At 60.5% G+C, this 15354-nt stretch carries 15 protein-coding genes; 13 read left to right on the forward strand and 2 right to left on the reverse strand.

All coding sequences use genetic code 11. From position 1 onward, the window contains the following. Positions 1 to 90 precede the first annotated feature (90 nt). The 11 genes from E3Z29_RS10855 to E3Z29_RS10905 all read left to right on the forward strand — a co-directional run bounded on the left by E3Z29_RS10855 (position 91) and on the right by E3Z29_RS10905 (position 11868). Entirely contained in the window at positions 91 to 462 is a 372-nt protein-coding gene (locus E3Z29_RS10855) for a chemotaxis response regulator CheY (protein WP_024012118.1), read from the forward strand. 17 nt (positions 463 to 479) lie between these two features. After that, positions 480 to 1268, forward strand: a complete 789-nt coding sequence (locus E3Z29_RS10860; protein ID WP_027613919.1) for a protein phosphatase CheZ — start codon at positions 480 to 482, stop codon at positions 1266 to 1268. A gap of 54 nt (positions 1269 to 1322) precedes the next feature. Further along, positions 1323 to 3596, forward strand: coding sequence for a chemotaxis protein CheA (locus tag E3Z29_RS10865; RefSeq protein ID WP_134785756.1), 2274 nt, complete (start codon positions 1323 to 1325; stop codon positions 3594 to 3596). Positions 3597 to 3645: 49 nt separating this feature from the next. Then, positions 3646 to 4782: a chemotaxis response regulator protein-glutamate methylesterase gene (locus E3Z29_RS10870; RefSeq protein WP_095139385.1), complete on the forward strand. Its 1137-nt coding sequence runs from the start codon at positions 3646 to 3648 to the stop codon at positions 4780 to 4782. Beyond that, positions 4782 to 5522: a flagellar motor protein gene (locus E3Z29_RS10875; protein ID WP_003222929.1), complete on the forward strand. Its 741-nt coding sequence runs from the start codon at positions 4782 to 4784 to the stop codon at positions 5520 to 5522. Before E3Z29_RS10870 ends, E3Z29_RS10875 begins: the two co-directional genes overlap by 1 nt. Positions 5523 to 5534: 12 nt before the next feature. Continuing rightward, complete coding sequence (gene motD / locus E3Z29_RS10880) at positions 5535 to 6425, forward strand: flagellar motor protein MotD (protein WP_134785757.1); 891 nt, start codon at positions 5535 to 5537, stop codon at positions 6423 to 6425. Positions 6426 to 6468: 43 nt separating this feature from the next. Next, complete coding sequence (locus tag E3Z29_RS10885) at positions 6469 to 7257, forward strand: ParA family protein (protein WP_003222933.1); 789 nt, start codon at positions 6469 to 6471, stop codon at positions 7255 to 7257. A gap of 2 nt (positions 7258 to 7259) precedes the next feature. After that, positions 7260 to 8222, forward strand: a complete 963-nt coding sequence (locus E3Z29_RS10890) for a CheW domain-containing protein (protein ID WP_134785758.1) — start codon at positions 7260 to 7262, stop codon at positions 8220 to 8222. Between the two features lie 90 nt (positions 8223 to 8312). Continuing rightward, positions 8313 to 8798, forward strand: a complete 486-nt coding sequence (locus E3Z29_RS10895; RefSeq protein WP_003222936.1) for a chemotaxis protein CheW — start codon at positions 8313 to 8315, stop codon at positions 8796 to 8798. After that, positions 8799 to 9191 (forward strand): DUF2802 domain-containing protein, encoded by a 393-nt coding sequence (locus tag E3Z29_RS10900; RefSeq protein ID WP_007961680.1) that lies wholly within the window; start codon positions 8799 to 8801, stop codon positions 9189 to 9191. A 235-nt stretch (positions 9192 to 9426) separates the two neighbouring features. Then, complete coding sequence (locus tag E3Z29_RS10905; protein WP_134785759.1) at positions 9427 to 11868, forward strand: PIG-L family deacetylase; 2442 nt, start codon at positions 9427 to 9429, stop codon at positions 11866 to 11868. A gap of 45 nt (positions 11869 to 11913) precedes the next feature. Here the strand turns inward: E3Z29_RS10905 and E3Z29_RS10910 are convergent, their stop codons facing one another. Beyond that, positions 11914 to 12243, reverse strand: coding sequence for an EscU/YscU/HrcU family type III secretion system export apparatus switch protein (locus E3Z29_RS10910; protein ID WP_007961677.1), 330 nt, complete (start codon positions 12241 to 12243; stop codon positions 11914 to 11916). Next, positions 12240 to 13820 carry a flagellar hook-length control protein FliK gene (locus tag E3Z29_RS10915; RefSeq protein ID WP_134785760.1) on the reverse strand — a complete coding sequence of 527 codons (1581 nt, stop codon included), beginning with the start codon at positions 13818 to 13820 and terminating at the stop codon, positions 12240 to 12242. Before E3Z29_RS10915 ends, E3Z29_RS10910 begins: the two co-directional genes overlap by 4 nt. Before the next feature lie 197 nt (positions 13821 to 14017). Between E3Z29_RS10915 and ccmA the strand changes: the two genes are divergently transcribed. Continuing rightward, positions 14018 to 14653 (forward strand): cytochrome c biogenesis heme-transporting ATPase CcmA, encoded by a 636-nt coding sequence (gene ccmA, locus E3Z29_RS10920; protein ID WP_134785761.1) that lies wholly within the window; start codon positions 14018 to 14020, stop codon positions 14651 to 14653. Then, positions 14650 to 15318: a heme exporter protein CcmB gene (gene ccmB, locus E3Z29_RS10925; protein WP_003222942.1), complete on the forward strand. Its 669-nt coding sequence runs from the start codon at positions 14650 to 14652 to the stop codon at positions 15316 to 15318. The genes ccmA and ccmB overlap by 4 nt, the downstream gene beginning before the upstream one ends. The last annotated feature ends 36 nt before the right edge of the window (positions 15319 to 15354 follow it).

The following is a 15354-nucleotide window of genomic DNA, read 5'->3' on the forward strand; positions in this document are numbered from 1 at the left end:
AGTCTTCGAGTGCTGCGCCGATTGATTGAAGTGGCGCGTCCAGGTGCTGGGCGCGTTTAAGACTGCTTGGAGGTCGAATTGAACAAAGACATGAAAATCCTCATCGTTGATGACTTCTCAACGATGCGGCGGATCATCAAGAACCTGCTGCGCGATCTCGGGTTCACCAACACCGTCGAGGCCGACGATGGCACTACCGCCATTCCGGTACTCAACAGCGGCAGCATCGACTTTCTGGTAACGGACTGGAACATGCCGGGCATGACCGGTATCGACTTGCTGCGCCACGTGCGTGCCGATGAAAAACTCAAGCATCTGCCGGTGCTGATGGTGACCGCTGAAGCCAAGCGCGAGCAAATCATCGAGGCCGCTCAGGCCGGTGTGAACGGCTACGTGGTCAAACCTTTCACGGCTCAGGCGTTGAAAGACAAAATCGAGAAGATTTTCGAACGCATCGGCTGATGACGCGCGGGGGAGCTATGGAGCATAACGAATCTTCACAGGGCGATTTCGAGTCGACCCTGAAAAAACACGCGGTCGAACTGGTCGAGAGCCTTGAAAAAGGCAGGTTCGGCGACGCTGTGCAACTGATCCATGAGCTCAATCAGACCCGTGACCGCGGCCTGTATCAGGAAGTGGGCAAGCTCACACGCGAACTGCACAGTGCGATCGTCAATTTCCAGATCGATCCGCACATGCCGCAGGCCGAGGAAGTGTCGCAAATCACCGACGCCACCGAACGCCTGGGCTATGTGGTCAAGCTGACCGAAGCCGCGGCCAACCGCACCATGGATCTGGTGGAAAGCGCCACCCCGGTGGTCAATGGCCTGGCTGAAGAAGCCCAGGCGCTGAGCACCGATTGGGGCCGCTTCATGCGTCGTGAAGTCGGAGCTGAAGAGTTCCGCGAGCTGGCGCGCCGGGTCGACGGTTTTCTGTCACGCAGCAGCACGGACAACCGTGCGGTGTCGAGCAACCTCAACGACATCCTGCTGGCTCAGGATTACCAGGACCTCACCGGTCAAGTGATCAAGCGTGTGACCCAACTGGTCACCGAAGTCGAAAGCAATTTGCTCAAACTCGTCCTCATGGCCAGTCAGGTTGACCGCTTTGCGGGCATCGAACACGACCGTGCCGCGATGCTTGCAGAAAAAGATCCACAAAAACATCTCTCGCAGGGTGAAGGTCCGCAGATTCATGCCGATAAACGAGAAGACGTTGTGTCCGGTCAGGACGATGTGGACGATTTGTTATCCAGCCTCGGATTCTAGAGTTTTGGAATTTTAGGTTTTTTGGGTTTTTAGACCTGTAGGAGCACCCCATTAATGAGCTTCGGCGCCGATGAAGAGATCCTTCAGGATTTCCTGGTTGAGGCCGGCGAGATTCTTGAGCAACTGTCCGAGCAACTGGTCGAGCTGGAAAGCCGCCCGGATGACGCAGATCTGCTCAACGCAATTTTTCGCGGTTTCCACACTGTAAAAGGGGGCGCCGGCTTCCTTCAGCTCAATGAGCTGGTGGAGTGCTGTCACATCGCCGAAAACGTGTTCGACATCCTGCGCAAGGGTGAGCGTCGCGTTGATGCAGAACTGATGGACGTGGTGCTTGAAGCACTGGACGCGGTGAACAGCATGTTCAGCGAAGTCCGTGAGCGTGCACCGATCACTGCTGCAACCCCGGAACTGCTGGCTGCGCTGGCGCGTCTGGCCGAACCGCAATCGGCGGACGAAGCTCCGGCTTCGCCAGTGGCCGAGATGATCGAAGAGCTGGTTGTCGAAGGCGATTCCGGCGACATCACCGATAACGAATTTGAACAGCTGCTGGATTCGCTGAACGCCGTCAAGGCTGAAGCCGAAGCCCCGGCCGCTGCTGCACCTGCGCCAACTGCCGATACGGCAGCGAGCGATGAAATTACCGACGCTGAATTCGAGTCGTTGCTCGATCAGTTGCACGGCAAGGGCCAGTTCGCGCCAGACGCCGTCGCACCGACAGCGGCCGCTCCGGCGGCACCGGCTGCCGGTGACAGCTCGGACATCACCGACGACGAATTCGAAGCACTGCTCGATCAGTTGCATGGCAAGGGCAACTTTGCCGTGGAAGCGCTGGAGTCGGCGATCGCCTCGGCACCGGTTGCGCCTGCCGCACCGGCGGCCGCCGCTGCCGGCAGCGATCTGATCAGCGATCACGAATTCGAATCGCTGCTCGACGAGTTGCATGGCAAAGGCAAGTTCACCGACGTTGGCGCCGCTGCTGCGGGCACCGCGTCGACTGTGGCCGCGCCTGCCGCCAAGGCTGCTGCCGCTCCGGCCGCTGTGCCTAAGGCAGCGCCCAAGCCTGAGCCGAAAGCCGAAGCGCCAAAACCGGCCGCCGCTGCTGCACCGGCGCCGGCCCGTGCTGCCGCTGCTCCGCCGCCGGAAAAACCGGCGAGCGAAGCCGAGACCACCGTGCGGGTCGATACCGCGCGTCTCGACGAAATCATGAACATGGTCGGCGAGCTGGTGCTGGTGCGTAACCGTCTGGTGCGCCTGGGTCTCAACAGCGGCGACGAAGCCATGTCCAAGGCCGTGTCGAACCTCGACGTGGTCACGGCTGACTTGCAGACCGCGGTGATGAAGACCCGGATGCAGCCGATCAAGAAGGTCTTCGGGCGCTTCCCGCGTCTGGTTCGCGACCTCGCGCGTCAGCTGAAGAAAGAGATCAATCTGGAACTGGTGGGTGAAGAAACCGACCTCGACAAAAACCTTGTCGAGGCCCTGGCCGACCCGTTGGTCCACTTGGTGCGTAACGCGGTCGACCACGGCATCGAATCGCCGGAAGAACGCGAAGCTTCGGGCAAGGCCCGTGGCGGTCGCGTGGTACTGGCCGCCGAGCAGGAAGGCGATCACATCCTGTTGTCGATCTCCGACGACGGCAAGGGCATGGACCCGAACGTGCTGCGTTCGATCGCGGTAAAACGCGGTGTGATGGACAAGGACGCGGCCGATCGCCTGAGCGATACCGAGTGCTACAACCTGATTTTCGCCCCGGGTTTCTCGACCAAGACCGAGATCTCCGACGTGTCCGGCCGCGGTGTCGGCATGGACGTGGTGAAAACCAAGATTTCCCAGCTCAACGGTTCGATCAACATCTACTCGACCAAGGGCCAGGGCTCGAAGATCGTCATCAAGGTGCCGCTGACGCTTGCGATCATGCCGACCCTGATGGTGATGCTCGGCAATCAGGCGTTTGCGTTCCCGTTGGTCAACGTCAACGAAATCTTCCACCTCGACCTGTCGACCACCAACGTGGTGGATGGCCAGGAAGTGGTGATCGTGCGGGACAAGGCGCTGCCATTGTTCTACCTCAAGCGCTGGCTGGTCAGCTCCGCCGCTCACGAAGAGCAGCGCGAAGGCCATGTGGTGATCCTTTCGGTGGGCACCCAGCGGATCGGCTTCGTCGTCGATCAACTGGTCGGCCAGGAAGAAGTGGTCATCAAGCCATTGGGCAAAATGCTGCAGGGCACTCCGGGCATGTCCGGCGCCACCATCACCGGTGACGGCCGCATCGCGCTGATCCTTGATGTTCCAAGCATGCTCAAGCGTTACGCGACGAAGCGTATTTGAATCCGGGGCAGCGGGGCGACGACGTCCCGCTGCACCTAATGGAGTGTTTATGGCAGTCAAAGTCCTGGTGGTGGACGATTCGGGTTTTTTCCGCCGCCGCGTCTCGGAAATTCTTTCAGCGGATCCGAGCATCCAGGTGGTCGGTACGGCCACCAACGGTAAAGAGGCGATCGATCAGGCCCTGGCCCTCAAGCCGGACGTGATCACCATGGACTACGAGATGCCGATGATGGATGGCATCACGGCGGTGCGGCACATCATGCAGCGCTGCCCGACTCCGGTGTTGATGTTCTCCTCGCTGACGCACGAAGGCGCCCGGGTTACCCTGGATGCGCTGGACGCCGGTGCGGTGGATTTCCTGCCGAAGAATTTCGAAGACATCTCGCGCAACCCCGAGAAGGTCAAGCAACTGCTGTGCGAGAAGGTCCACAGCATCTCGCGCAGCAATCGTCGTTTCAGTGCCTACAGTGCGCCGGCTCCGGCCGCTGCACCGACGCCTGCGCCAGCCCCGGCGGCCTCGAGTTTCAGCAGCCACAGCGCTGCTGCTCCGACGCGTCCGGCGCCGGCTCCAGCACCTGCGCGTGCGCCAGCCGCCAGCGCGTCGTCGCCGGCACCGAAACGCAAAGCCTACAAACTGGTTGCCATCGGGACTTCGACCGGCGGCCCGGTTGCCCTGCAACGGGTGCTGACCCAATTGCCGGCGAACTTCCCGGCGCCGATCGTGCTGATCCAGCACATGCCGGCGGCGTTCACCAAGGCGTTTGCCGAGCGCCTGGACAAGCTGTGCCGCATCAGCGTGAAAGAGGCCGAGGATGGCGACATCCTGCGTCCGGGCCTGGCGCTGCTGGCGCCGGGTGGCAAGCAGATGATGATCGACGGCCGTGGCGCGGTGAAAATCCTGCCGGGCGACGAGCGTCTGAATTACAAGCCGTGCGTGGACATCACCTTCGGTTCCGCAGCCAAGTCCTACGGTGACAAAGTTCTGGCGGTGGTCCTCACCGGCATGGGCGCCGACGGCCGTGAAGGCGCGCGTCTGCTCAAGCAGGGCGGCAGCTCGGTATGGGCGCAAGACGAAGCCAGTTGCGTGATCTACGGCATGCCGATGGCCATCGTCAAAGCCGATCTGGCTGACGCGGTTTACGGCCTGGACGACATCGGCAAGCACATCGTCGAGGCGTGTATCTGATGGATGTTCTAAGCCTTATCGGGATCATCATGGCGTTCGTCGCCATCATCGGCGGCAACTACCTTGAAGGCGGCCACCTCGGCGCGCTGGCCAACGGCCCGGCGGCGCTGATCGTTCTCGGTGGCACCATCGGTGCCGCGTTGCTGCAGTCGCCGATGAGCGCCTTCAAGCGCGCCATGCAGATTCTCGCCTGGATCCTGTTTCCGCCACGTGTGGATCTGGCTGGCGGCATCGACCGCGTGGTCAACTGGAGCCTCACCGCGCGCAAGGAAGGCCTGCTCGGCCTGGAAGGCGTCGCCGATGCCGAACCGGACAACTACTCGCGCAAGGGCCTGCAACTGCTGGTCGATGGCGCCGAGCCGGAAGCGATTCGCAGCATCCTCGAAGTGGACTTCTACACCCAGGAAGCGCGCGACATCGAGGCTGCCAAAGTTTTCGAAAGCATGGGCGGCTACGCGCCGACCATCGGCATCATCGGTGCGGTGATGGGCCTGATTCATGTGATGGGCAACCTCGCTGATCCGACGCAGTTGGGTAGCGGCATTGCCGTGGCATTCGTCGCGACCATTTACGGCGTGGCCAGTGCCAACCTGGTGTTGCTGCCCGTGGCGGCCAAGCTCAAGTCAATCGCATTGCGGCAGTCGCGTTATCGCGAAATGTTGCTGGAAGGTATTTTGTCGATCGCCGAAGGTGAAAACCCACGCTCCATCGAGTTGAAGCTGCAAGGCTTCATGGATTAAGGGAATAACCTCATGGCTCGTCGCAGACATCAGGAAGAACACGTCAATCACGAGCGCTGGCTCGTGTCGTACGCTGACTTCATCACGTTGTTGTTCGCTTTCTTCGTGGTGATGTATTCCATCTCGTCGATCAACGAAGGCAAGTACAAAGTCATTTCCGAGGCGCTGATCGGGGTTTTCACCGACTCCGATCGTTCGCTCAAACCGATCCCGATCGGTGATGAACGGCCGAAAACCGTGACCCCGGCCAAGCCGCTGGTCAAGGACAGCGAGCAGGTTGACGCCGGTATCGCCGGGGCCAGCGATCCGCTGAAAAGCATTGCCGATGACATCAGTGCCGCGTTCGGCGACTTGATCGCTTCCAACCAGATGACCGTGCGCGGCAACGAGTTGTGGGTCGAGATCGAACTGAATTCCAGCCTGTTGTTCGGCAGTGGCGACGCAATGCCGAGCGACATCGCATTCAACATCATCGACAAGGTCGCGGCGATCCTCAAACCGTTCGACAACCCGATCCACGTCGAAGGCTTCACCGACGATCAGCCGATCCGCACCGCGCAGTACCCGACCAACTGGGAGCTGTCCTCGGCGCGTTCGGCGAGCATCGTGCGGATGCTGGCGATGCAGGGCGTGAACCCTGGCCGTCTGGCCTCGGTCGGTTACGGTGAGTTTCAGCCGGTGGCCAACAATGCCACCGCCGAAGGCCGGGCGAAGAATCGTCGTGTGGTGCTGGTGGTGTCGCGCAACCTCGATGTGCGCCGCAGTCTGACCGGTACCGGTACCGCCAATGCGCAACCGGACGCGGCATTGAAGCGCGCTGGCACACAAACTGCACCGTCCCCGGTCAAGACGCCGGGACGCGAGAGTGCCGTCAATTCTCCGTCGCCCGCATTAATACGCTGAGCTATGTCTCGGTCGAGCATCTCGACCGGGAGGAACGAACCGAATGAGAGTCTGGGCAGTCGCCAATCAAAAGGGTGGTGTCGGTAAAACCACATCTTCCATCGCTTTAGCCGGATTGCTGGCGGAGGCGGGCAAGCGCGTGGTTGTGGTCGATCTCGACCCGCACGGCTCGATGACCAGCTATTTCGGCTACGACCCCGACAGCCTGGAACACAGCAACTACGACCTGTTTTTGCACAAGGGCAGCGTGCCGCAAGGCTTGCCCGGGCAGTTGCTGCTGTCGACCAGCGACGAACGCATTTCCCTGTTGCCGTCGAGTACCGCACTCGCCACCCTCGAGCGCCAGTCGCCGGGGCAGAGTGGCCTGGGCCTGGTGATCGCCAAGAGTCTGGCGCAGCTGTGGCAGGACTTCGATTACGCGATCATCGACAGCCCGCCGTTGCTCGGCGTGCTGATGGTCAACGCTCTGGCCGCGAGCCAGCAACTGGTGATCCCGGTGCAGACCGAGCACCTGGCCGTCAAAGGTCTGGAGCGCATGGTCAACACCCTGGCGATGATCAACCGCTCGCGCAAACAGGCGCTGCCGTTCAGCATCGTGCCGACCCTGTTCGACCGCCGCACCCAAGCATCGCTGGGCACCTTGCGCGTGCTGCGTGACAAATTCCCGGAAGAGATCTGGCAGGGTTACATCCCGGTCGATACCCGTCTGCGCGACGCCAGCCGGGCCGGGGTCACGCCTTCGCAGTTCGACGGCAAGAGTCGTGGCGTGCTGGCGTACCGCGCGCTGCTCAAGCATCTGCTGGCGCAACAACTTGTTCCGCAGGTGGCTTGAGCATGAATCGGCCGATCAAACTGACGTCGCGTCCGCAACTGGCGTTGCAGTCCTATCTGGACAGCTTGCTGCAGGAGATCCCTGACGAGTTGCCGCCAGTGGAAGTGCAGGTCGAGGCGCCGGTAGAGGTGGTCGAAAGTGCTGCGGCGCTGGACGAGTTTCAGGCTGCGGTACTGGAAGAGCAGGCGCGTGATGCGCAGAAAGCCGCCAAACCTGTCGCCCCGGTTGTCGCGCCTGCCGCCGCACCGCTAGCCAAGGCTCCAGTGGCGTTGATCGAAGAAGCCGAGCCACCACGCGCGCCGGTTTCGACACTCGCACCTTTGCTGCAAACCCAATTGCTGAAAACCGCGCCGGAACCGGTCGTGGCCGAACCGGCGCCGGTGGCACCGGCACCCGTCGAACAGACGCTGGTGCCGCCAGTGGTGGAAGTGCACCTGCCACCGAGCAACACGCCGCCCCCGGTGGAAACCGATGGCCGTCCGGCCTGGGCCTCGGAAGCCTTCGAATGCCTGTTGTTCGATGTTGCCGGGCTGACGCTGGCGGTACCGCTGGTGTGCCTCGGTTCGATCTATTCGCTGGCCGGCCACGAGTTGACGCCGCTGTTCGGGCAGCCGGAATGGTTCCTCGGGATTCTGCCGAGCCAGGCCGGCAACCTGAAAGTCCTGGACACGGCGCGTTGGGTCATGCCGGATCGCTATCGCGATGACTTCCGTCAGGGCCTGCAGTACGTGATTTCGGTACAAGGTTACGAATGGGGCCTGGCGGTGCATCAGGTCAGCCGTTCGTTGCGTCTGGATCCGAATGAAATCAAATGGAGAAGTCACCGGGGTCAGCGGCCATGGCTCGCCGGCACGGTGATCGAGCACATGTGTGCATTACTTGATGTAGCCGCGCTGGCCGAGTTGATCGCCAGCGGCGGGGCAAAGCACTTGGGCGGCCACAAGCCGCTACATAAATCGACATAGCAGCCGACATAACAGTCAGGCGAAGGCATTTTTCAATGCCTCCACACAGAACACACACCGCCCAGTGCGGTTTTTTCGAGGGGTCAGGGTATGAGTAGTCAGGCGACGAATGCAAAAGGTTCTGAAGATCCGATCCTGCAATGGGTGACCTTCAAGCTGGACAACGAAACCTACGGCATCAACGTGATGCGCGTTCAGGAAGTCCTGCGTTACACCGAAATCGCGCCGGTACCGGGTGCGCCAAGCTACGTGCTGGGCATCATCAACCTGCGCGGTAACGTGGTCACCGTGATCGACACCCGTCAGCGCTTCGGCCTGAACAGCGGCGAGATCAGCGACAACACCCGTATCGTCATCATCGAAGCCGACAAGCAAGTGGTCGGGATCATGGTCGACAGCGTGGCCGAAGTGGTTTACCTGCGTCAGTCGGAAATCGAGACCGCGCCAAACGTCGGCAACGAAGAGTCGGCCAAGTTCATCCAGGGCGTGTGCAACAAGAACAACGAGTTGCTGATCCTGGTCGAGCTGGACAAGATGATGAGCGAAGAAGAATGGTCGGAACTGGAGAGCATCTGATTGATTCTCGAGGTTGCGGTCATTGTCCTGTTCCTTTTCTGGGCAGGCACGCTGGCAATGTTTCTGGCGTACATCAAGGCGCAGCGGGTGATCGCTGCGCAACAGGCTCAGGGCGACGCGCTGCGTGATCAGCGCATCAAGGACCTGGCCAAGCGTGTCGACGACTATCAGAACGGCAACGTGCGCATGGGCGAAGCCCTGCACGAGCTGCGCTCGGTCGTCGGTCCGTTGCCGGACAAGATTGTCGCGCTGGAACAGCGCGACCCGTCGAGCCTGTCGTTCGCTCAGGCGGCGAAACTGGTGGGGATGGGCGCGAGCGTCGATGAGCTGACCCAGTCCTGCGGCTTGACCCAGGCTGAGGCGGAGTTGATGCGCAAGCTGCACAGAAGCTGATATGCGTAGAGGCATGTCATTTGAATAAGAATCGCCGGTCATGCCGGCGATTTTTTTTGCGCTCGATTTTGTTGCCTGATTCGCCCATGGCCGTCTGTCTGAACTGTTATTTCTGACAGTAGAGAATTTCGCTCATCGCTCCTCACACTGCTCGTGACTCGCGATAGTCCCGTCGGCTTTTCAGGCAGACGCGTCTGATCGCCAATTCACCGATCCAGCCAATCGTGGAGTGGGTATGCATTTACCAGCCAGAATCGAGCGCGTGAAAAAAGTAGGGTTACCCGGTGTTGCCGCCTTGCGGCTGGCAATCGTGCTGCTCCTGACGGCTTGTCAGGCTCAGGTCAGCAGGCTTGCTCCAGAAGCCAATATTGCCGACCGGCAAAATTGTCACGGTGTCCACCTGGTCAATGTCGTTGCGCATATGGACGACGATCTGCTGTTTATTGATCCGCGGATTTCGCAAGTTCTGGCTGCCGGCGGCTGTGTGACCAGTATCTTCATGAACGGTGGCAGTTCTGGCGCCGGCTTCGACTATGTGCTGAAGCGCGAAAGCGCGTCGAGAAAAGCCTATGAAAAAATGCTGGGTTTTGCGACCGGATGGACGCCTAACCTGATATTCACTGATTCAGCCATTGTGATGAGCGTCAAGGCCAATGAGCGACCTGGATTGAAGCTCATATATTTGCGTGTGCCGGGAGGGGACGTTCGTGGTGGAGATGTGCCGCTGGCCGATTTGCTCGACCTCGATAAAACTGTTCGGAGTTGGCCCTATCTGGACTCGGCTTCAGGTCCGGTAAACCTCTACAGTCGAACATCTTTCGTGCAGCTCTTGACCGAACTGATCGTCAATGAAGGAGCCACCCGGGTGTATGCACTCAATCCGGACACCGTTGCGTACACGGAGCATCCTGACCATATTTATTCGGCACGTTTGACGCGCCTGGCCTTGCGCGGGATCAGTGCAGATATCCCGGTGATTTATCACGAGACCTATCCCTCGGCGGCCGTCGCTCCTAACGTGGACCCGGCAGCGGTGCAGGCGAAACGGCATGTTGTCGCCAGTTACTTTCATTTTGAAGGGGCTGAGTCAGTCAGCAGTGCGTACAGTGAAGCCACCTGGAATGGCAATTGGGTGGCGCGACTGAATTTCACGCTCAGCCATGCTCACGCTGACGGGCCACTGGTCAATATCCCTTTCAGACCGCTAGTCAATTTCCAGACGCAACAGTGCCTGGTTGCCAATGGATTGGGGCAGCAGGTGACACTGGATGGATGTGAGCCAGACGCTGACCAGCGCTGGGCGTTTGTGCCCTCCGACATTGCAGTCGGCGCGAGCAGGGGAGTTGCACTGCTGAAAACAGCCTCTGGCCATTGCATAGCGCGTCAGAATGGCCAATTGATCGAACGCGCATGTGAAAGCAATGAGCCCTCTCAACACTGGACTCCGTGGGATTTCGGGAAAATCTATGTTCCCGGAGTGCAGGGGCAATGCCTGGACGGAGTACAGCCGAGCTTGATAGCGGATTGCAGGGAGTTTGCGGGTTCTACGTTGTGGGTGCGCAGCATCGATAACATCGACAGCAATGATTCGATGGAAGTGGCGCTGACGGGGGATGTCATCGGTGACGGGACGAACCGGACGGTACAAGTGCAGCGCCGGCAGGATGGTCCAGGTGTCGATATTTGGGTCACGTCGCTGGACGCAGACGCGATTGCATCCGAGAAATGGTATGAGGACAGACGTCCATTTGATCCAGACTCTTTTGATTCCGGGTGTGCTACAGCCCTTTGCTACGACACTACGCGCTATTTGCTGGCGGATTTCACAGGCGACGGCAAGGCTGATCTGATGGCGATATCGCCCGGAAACGCTGACGAAACCATTTTCAGGCTATTGAAGAATGAAGGCGGGCATTTTGCTGATCCGGTTATCTGGCGTTCGGTTCCGCAAGGGCATGCCTACCGGCAAGCTCAGCAATATCTGGCTGGCGACTTCAGAGGCGTCGGCAAGCAAGATGTGTTGATCGTGCAAACTCTGAATAACACAGTGTCCGATTTCTGGCTGATGGAGAATAAAGGGGCGAGTCTGGGCGTTCCTGCTCACTGGGGAGATGCCCGAAAAAACCCATTGCCGGCCCACTTCTACAGCGTCAGGCTGGACAACGATGGCAAGGATGATGTGCTCGCTGTCGATTCAAGTGCACAGTTCTTGAAGCTGCTCACCTACAGGAGCAGCGGCCGTTCTCTGGATTTTGAGAAAGCCTTGGAGTTGCCCGGCTTCTATTCTGCGCGTTCAAAGACCGCAGTGCTGGATTCGCCGATTACCAAACTGACCGATGTATGGGTGCTGCACGCTCGATCAGACGGTAGTGATATCAATTTCTGGAAAGTCGCAAATCTTGGCGGCGGAGAGTTCGAAGAGCCTTCGTCTCCGGCTTTCGAGACGAGCGTGCTTAATTGGGCTGACGTGCGGCCTTATGGGCTGGGGACGGGCAGGCAGATCCTGCTTCCCTATCGCGTCAACGATCCCGTGCATGAGTATTACTGGCGAATCGGGAAAATCGGCTTCAAGGCACTGAATCTGTCCGAGCAAGGTAGGCCCGTCGGGATCAAGGATTATGGACGTTCACCACGGTTTGAATGGGCGAACCTGCAGTGGCGAGCGCGCTTGAATTGAATGTCGAGCGAGGACGCGTGCACTTGAGCCTGTATTCGGCGCGGCCTAGTAATCAGCCCCGCGTTCGGTAACGTCCTTCTCGACCATCGGCGCATCCGGATCCTGCCCCTCGGGGAATTTCCCCTTCAGATTCCACGCGAACGCGATGATCTCGGCGATCGTGCGGTACAGCTCCTCGGGGATGCTGTCGCCCAGTTCCATTCGCGCCAACAGCCGCACCAGCTCGGCGTTTTCATAGATCGGCACTTCGCAGTCGCGGGCGATGCGCAGGATTTCTTCGGCCAGTTCCTCGTCGCCCTTGGCGGTGAGGGTCGGGGCGTGGTTGCCGTCGTATTTGAGGGCGATGGCCTGGCGTGGAGCAGTGGAATCGTTCATGCGGTTTCGTCGACCCAGCGTTGTTCGAGGCGGGTTTGGTTGCCTTGCGGCGGGGTGCCGAGGTGGCAATCGAGATCGCCGACATTCAGGCCGCGATCGAGCAGGCGCTGACGCAGCGCGAACAGATTGGTTTCGATCAGGTCGGCGGTGTACGGGCGTTCGGCCCAGAGCTGACTCGACAGGCTGCCAGCAATCAACTGCGCCTGAATCTGCATCGGCCCCAACGGCTCCATGTCGAACGCCAGGTCGACGCGCCACAGCTGCTGTTTGGGTTCGCGTTCGTCACGGCGTTCGTTGGGTTGCGGTTCTCTTTCCGGCGCTTCTTCGCGCTGAAACTTGACCTGCAACGGCACGATGTCCTGCAGGTTGCGCATGGGGATTTCCAGCTGCCAGGTGCTGAGCAGACGGCCGTCATCGGTGACACCGGTCTGTTCCAGGCTCGACAGCTGATGGCTTTGCAGACGCGACACGGCGGCTGCAGCGAGACGCAGCAGATGTTCCAGATCGCCTTCGCCGTCGAGGCTTTGCAGCAGACGGTCGGGCAGGGGGAAACTGCTCGGCACGGGTTTGGCGCTGACCTGACCGAGAGTGCCGAGGGCGTTGCGCACGAAACTTGGCAGCGCCTGCGCCAGCGTGTTGGCAGCGATGATCGCGTTGAAACTGGCATTGCCCGGTGCGCCCGGCGACAGTTGCGCGATCAGCTTGAACAGATCGGCTTTCATGTCCGGGGCCAGCGCCGGATTCTGTCCGGTCAGCAATTTGGCTTCGAGGAAGGCGCCGCTGTTGGCCAGGGCCAGCGCCACGCCTTTGGCGGTGCTCATTTGCTGCACATCGGGCAGGTTGGCGAGCAGGCGCGTGACGGCAGCGCGCAGATCCTGCGAGGTCTGATCGTCGTCGCTCGGCAGGTTTTGCAGAGCATTGAGCAAACCGTCCAGCGAACCTTGGCGGCTCTGCTGGCCGAGCAGTTGCTGGCTTACCGCCAATTGCTCCTGGCGGCTGCTCAGTGGCACGAACTTGAGGGTTTGCGAGTCTTCGACCAGTGCCGAGAGCAGGGTGCCGATGCGCAGTGGCGTCGGGCTGTCGATGTCCAGTGTGGCGCCACTTTGCGCGGTGTTGAGCAGGCTCACCAGCGAGCGGTACACCGTCGGCTGTCCCGGCACTTGCGGCAGTGTCTGCGAGGTCAGCACCTTGCCTTGCAGCAGCGTGCCGACCGGCAACTGCGCGGTGTCGATGCGGGTGAGGGCGGCGACGCTGCTGGCAATCGCCTGTTGCACGGTGATCGCCAGATTGCCCGCCGATGGCTGAGTGACGGCCAGGTTGGTGCCGGTCGGCAACGGCAGGTTGCTGCTGGCTTGCACGGTGGTCTGCCGGCCGCCGTCGACGGTCACCTTGAGCAGCAGTTGAAAGGTCTGATCCGCCTGCTTGAGTGACAACACCTCGGCCTGGGCGCTTTGCCCGGCGCCGATCAGGCCTTCGACCGGGGTCAGCAGCTTGAGCAACTCACCGCTCATCACCAGCGGACGCGCGTTCGCCGGGGTGGTGGGCGGGAGCGGGAGGATGTTCATTTCGCCTGTCATACGCGGACACAACCTGAGGAAATTGCGCTCTTGGGAGTAAGGCACGGCATGTATAATGCCGCGCGTCTTGCGCTTCGTTCAGAAAACATAGCAATTGTTTGATCCAGCTCTCTGCTTCGCACCGTCATTGCATTTATCCTGCATCTCTTTAACGGCCGCGCCAGAGCCGACTTGAACCGTATAAGGCCCGTGATCCCTTGACCAGTCCTGTCCTGCAAACCGTTGCCCTTGCCTGTGAGCGAGACCTGCGGCTGCTCTTCGAAAATCTCGAATTAAGACTGGCCAGTGGCGATATGGTGCAGATCAGCGGTCCCAACGGCAGCGGCAAGACCAGCCTGCTGCGTCTGTTGTCCGGGTTGATGCAGCCGACCAGCGGTCAAGTGCTGCTCAACGGCCAGCCCTTGATTGCACAACCGAGCGAACTGGCGCGCAACCTGTTGTGGATCGGCCACGCTGCCGGGATCAAGGACCTGCTGACCCCGGAAGAGAACCTGTCCTGGCTCTGCGCCCTGCATCGGCCGGCCGGGCGCGAGGCGATCTGGCAGGCACTGGCAGCCGTAGGATTGCGCGGATTCGAAGATGTTCCCTGCCACACCCTGTCCGCCGGTCAGCAACGCCGCGTGGCGCTGGCGCGGCTGTATCTGGACAGCCCGCCGCTGTGGATTCTCGACGAGCCGTTCACCGCGCTCGACAAACAGGGCGTGGCGCAGCTTGAAGAACACTTGGCCGGGCACTGCGAGCGCGGCGGTCTGGTGGTTCTGACCACGCACCACACACTGAGCCGGATGCCGGCCGGTTATCGCGATATCGATCTGGGGAACTGGGCAGTATGAGTGTGTTCGGCCTGCTGGTTGCCCGTGAGTCCCGTTTGCTGTTTCGTCGCCCGGCGGAACTGGCCAATCCGCTGATTTTCTTCGCCATCGTCATCGCCTTGTTCCCGCTGGCCGTCGGCCCGGAAACTCAAGTCTTGCAAAACCTGTCCCCGGGGTTAGTCTGGGTGGCCGCGCTGTTGTCGGTCCTGCTGTCGCTGGACGGATTGTTTCGCAGTGATTTCGAAGATGGCTCCCTGGAACAGTGGGTCCTTTCGCCGCACCCGCTGCCCCTACTGGTGCTGGCCAAGGTGCTGGCACACTGGTTGTTCTCGGGACTGGCACTGGTTCTGCTCTCGCCGTTGCTGGCGTTGATGCTCGGTTTGCCGGTCGCCTGCCTGCCGGTGTTGCTGTTGTCGTTGCTGCTGGGTACACCGGTTCTGAGCTTGCTCGGTGCGGTGGGCGCGGCGCTGACGGTTGGTTTGAAACGCGGCGGCCTGTTGCTGGCGTTGCTGATTCTGCCGTTGTACATCCCGGTGTTGATCCTTGGCAGTGGCGCCTTGCAGGCCGCCTTGCAAGGCATGCCGGCGACCGGGTATCTGCTGTGGCTGGGTAGCCTGACCGCCCTGGCGATCACCCTGACACCTTTTGCAATAGCTGCTGGCCTGAAGATCAGCGTCGGCGAATAATGAGGTCTGGTTAAAATTTAACCAGCGAAGACCCTG

Origin of the sequence: Pseudomonas sp. S150, from assembly GCF_004526365.1 — a bacterium.
Lineage (GTDB): Bacteria > Pseudomonadota > Gammaproteobacteria > Pseudomonadales > Pseudomonadaceae > Aquipseudomonas > Aquipseudomonas putida_A.

Excerpts from the sequence above, each read along its gene's own strand:
- E3Z29_RS10855 (WP_024012118.1), top strand. The coding sequence starts at position 91 with ATGAAAATCCTCATCGTTGATGACTTCTCAACGATGCGGCGGATCATC.
- E3Z29_RS10860 (WP_027613919.1), top strand. The coding sequence starts at position 480 with ATGGAGCATAACGAATCTTCACAGGGCGATTTCGAGTCGACCCTGAAA.
- E3Z29_RS10865 (WP_134785756.1), top strand. The coding sequence starts at position 1,323 with ATGAGCTTCGGCGCCGATGAAGAGATCCTTCAGGATTTCCTGGTTGAG.
- E3Z29_RS10870 (WP_095139385.1), top strand. The coding sequence starts at position 3,646 with ATGGCAGTCAAAGTCCTGGTGGTGGACGATTCGGGTTTTTTCCGCCGC.
- E3Z29_RS10875 (WP_003222929.1), top strand. The coding sequence starts at position 4,782 with ATGGATGTTCTAAGCCTTATCGGGATCATCATGGCGTTCGTCGCCATC.
- motD (WP_134785757.1), top strand. The coding sequence starts at position 5,535 with ATGGCTCGTCGCAGACATCAGGAAGAACACGTCAATCACGAGCGCTGG.
- E3Z29_RS10885 (WP_003222933.1), top strand. The coding sequence starts at position 6,469 with ATGAGAGTCTGGGCAGTCGCCAATCAAAAGGGTGGTGTCGGTAAAACC.
- E3Z29_RS10890 (WP_134785758.1), top strand. The coding sequence starts at position 7,260 with ATGAATCGGCCGATCAAACTGACGTCGCGTCCGCAACTGGCGTTGCAG.
- E3Z29_RS10895 (WP_003222936.1), top strand. The coding sequence starts at position 8,313 with ATGAGTAGTCAGGCGACGAATGCAAAAGGTTCTGAAGATCCGATCCTG.
- E3Z29_RS10905 (WP_134785759.1), top strand. The coding sequence starts at position 9,427 with ATGCATTTACCAGCCAGAATCGAGCGCGTGAAAAAAGTAGGGTTACCC.
- E3Z29_RS10910 (WP_007961677.1), bottom strand. The coding sequence starts at position 12,243 with ATGAACGATTCCACTGCTCCACGCCAGGCCATCGCCCTCAAATACGAC.
- E3Z29_RS10915 (WP_134785760.1), bottom strand. The coding sequence starts at position 13,820 with ATGACAGGCGAAATGAACATCCTCCCGCTCCCGCCCACCACCCCGGCG.
- ccmB (WP_003222942.1), top strand. The coding sequence starts at position 14,650 with ATGAGTGTGTTCGGCCTGCTGGTTGCCCGTGAGTCCCGTTTGCTGTTT.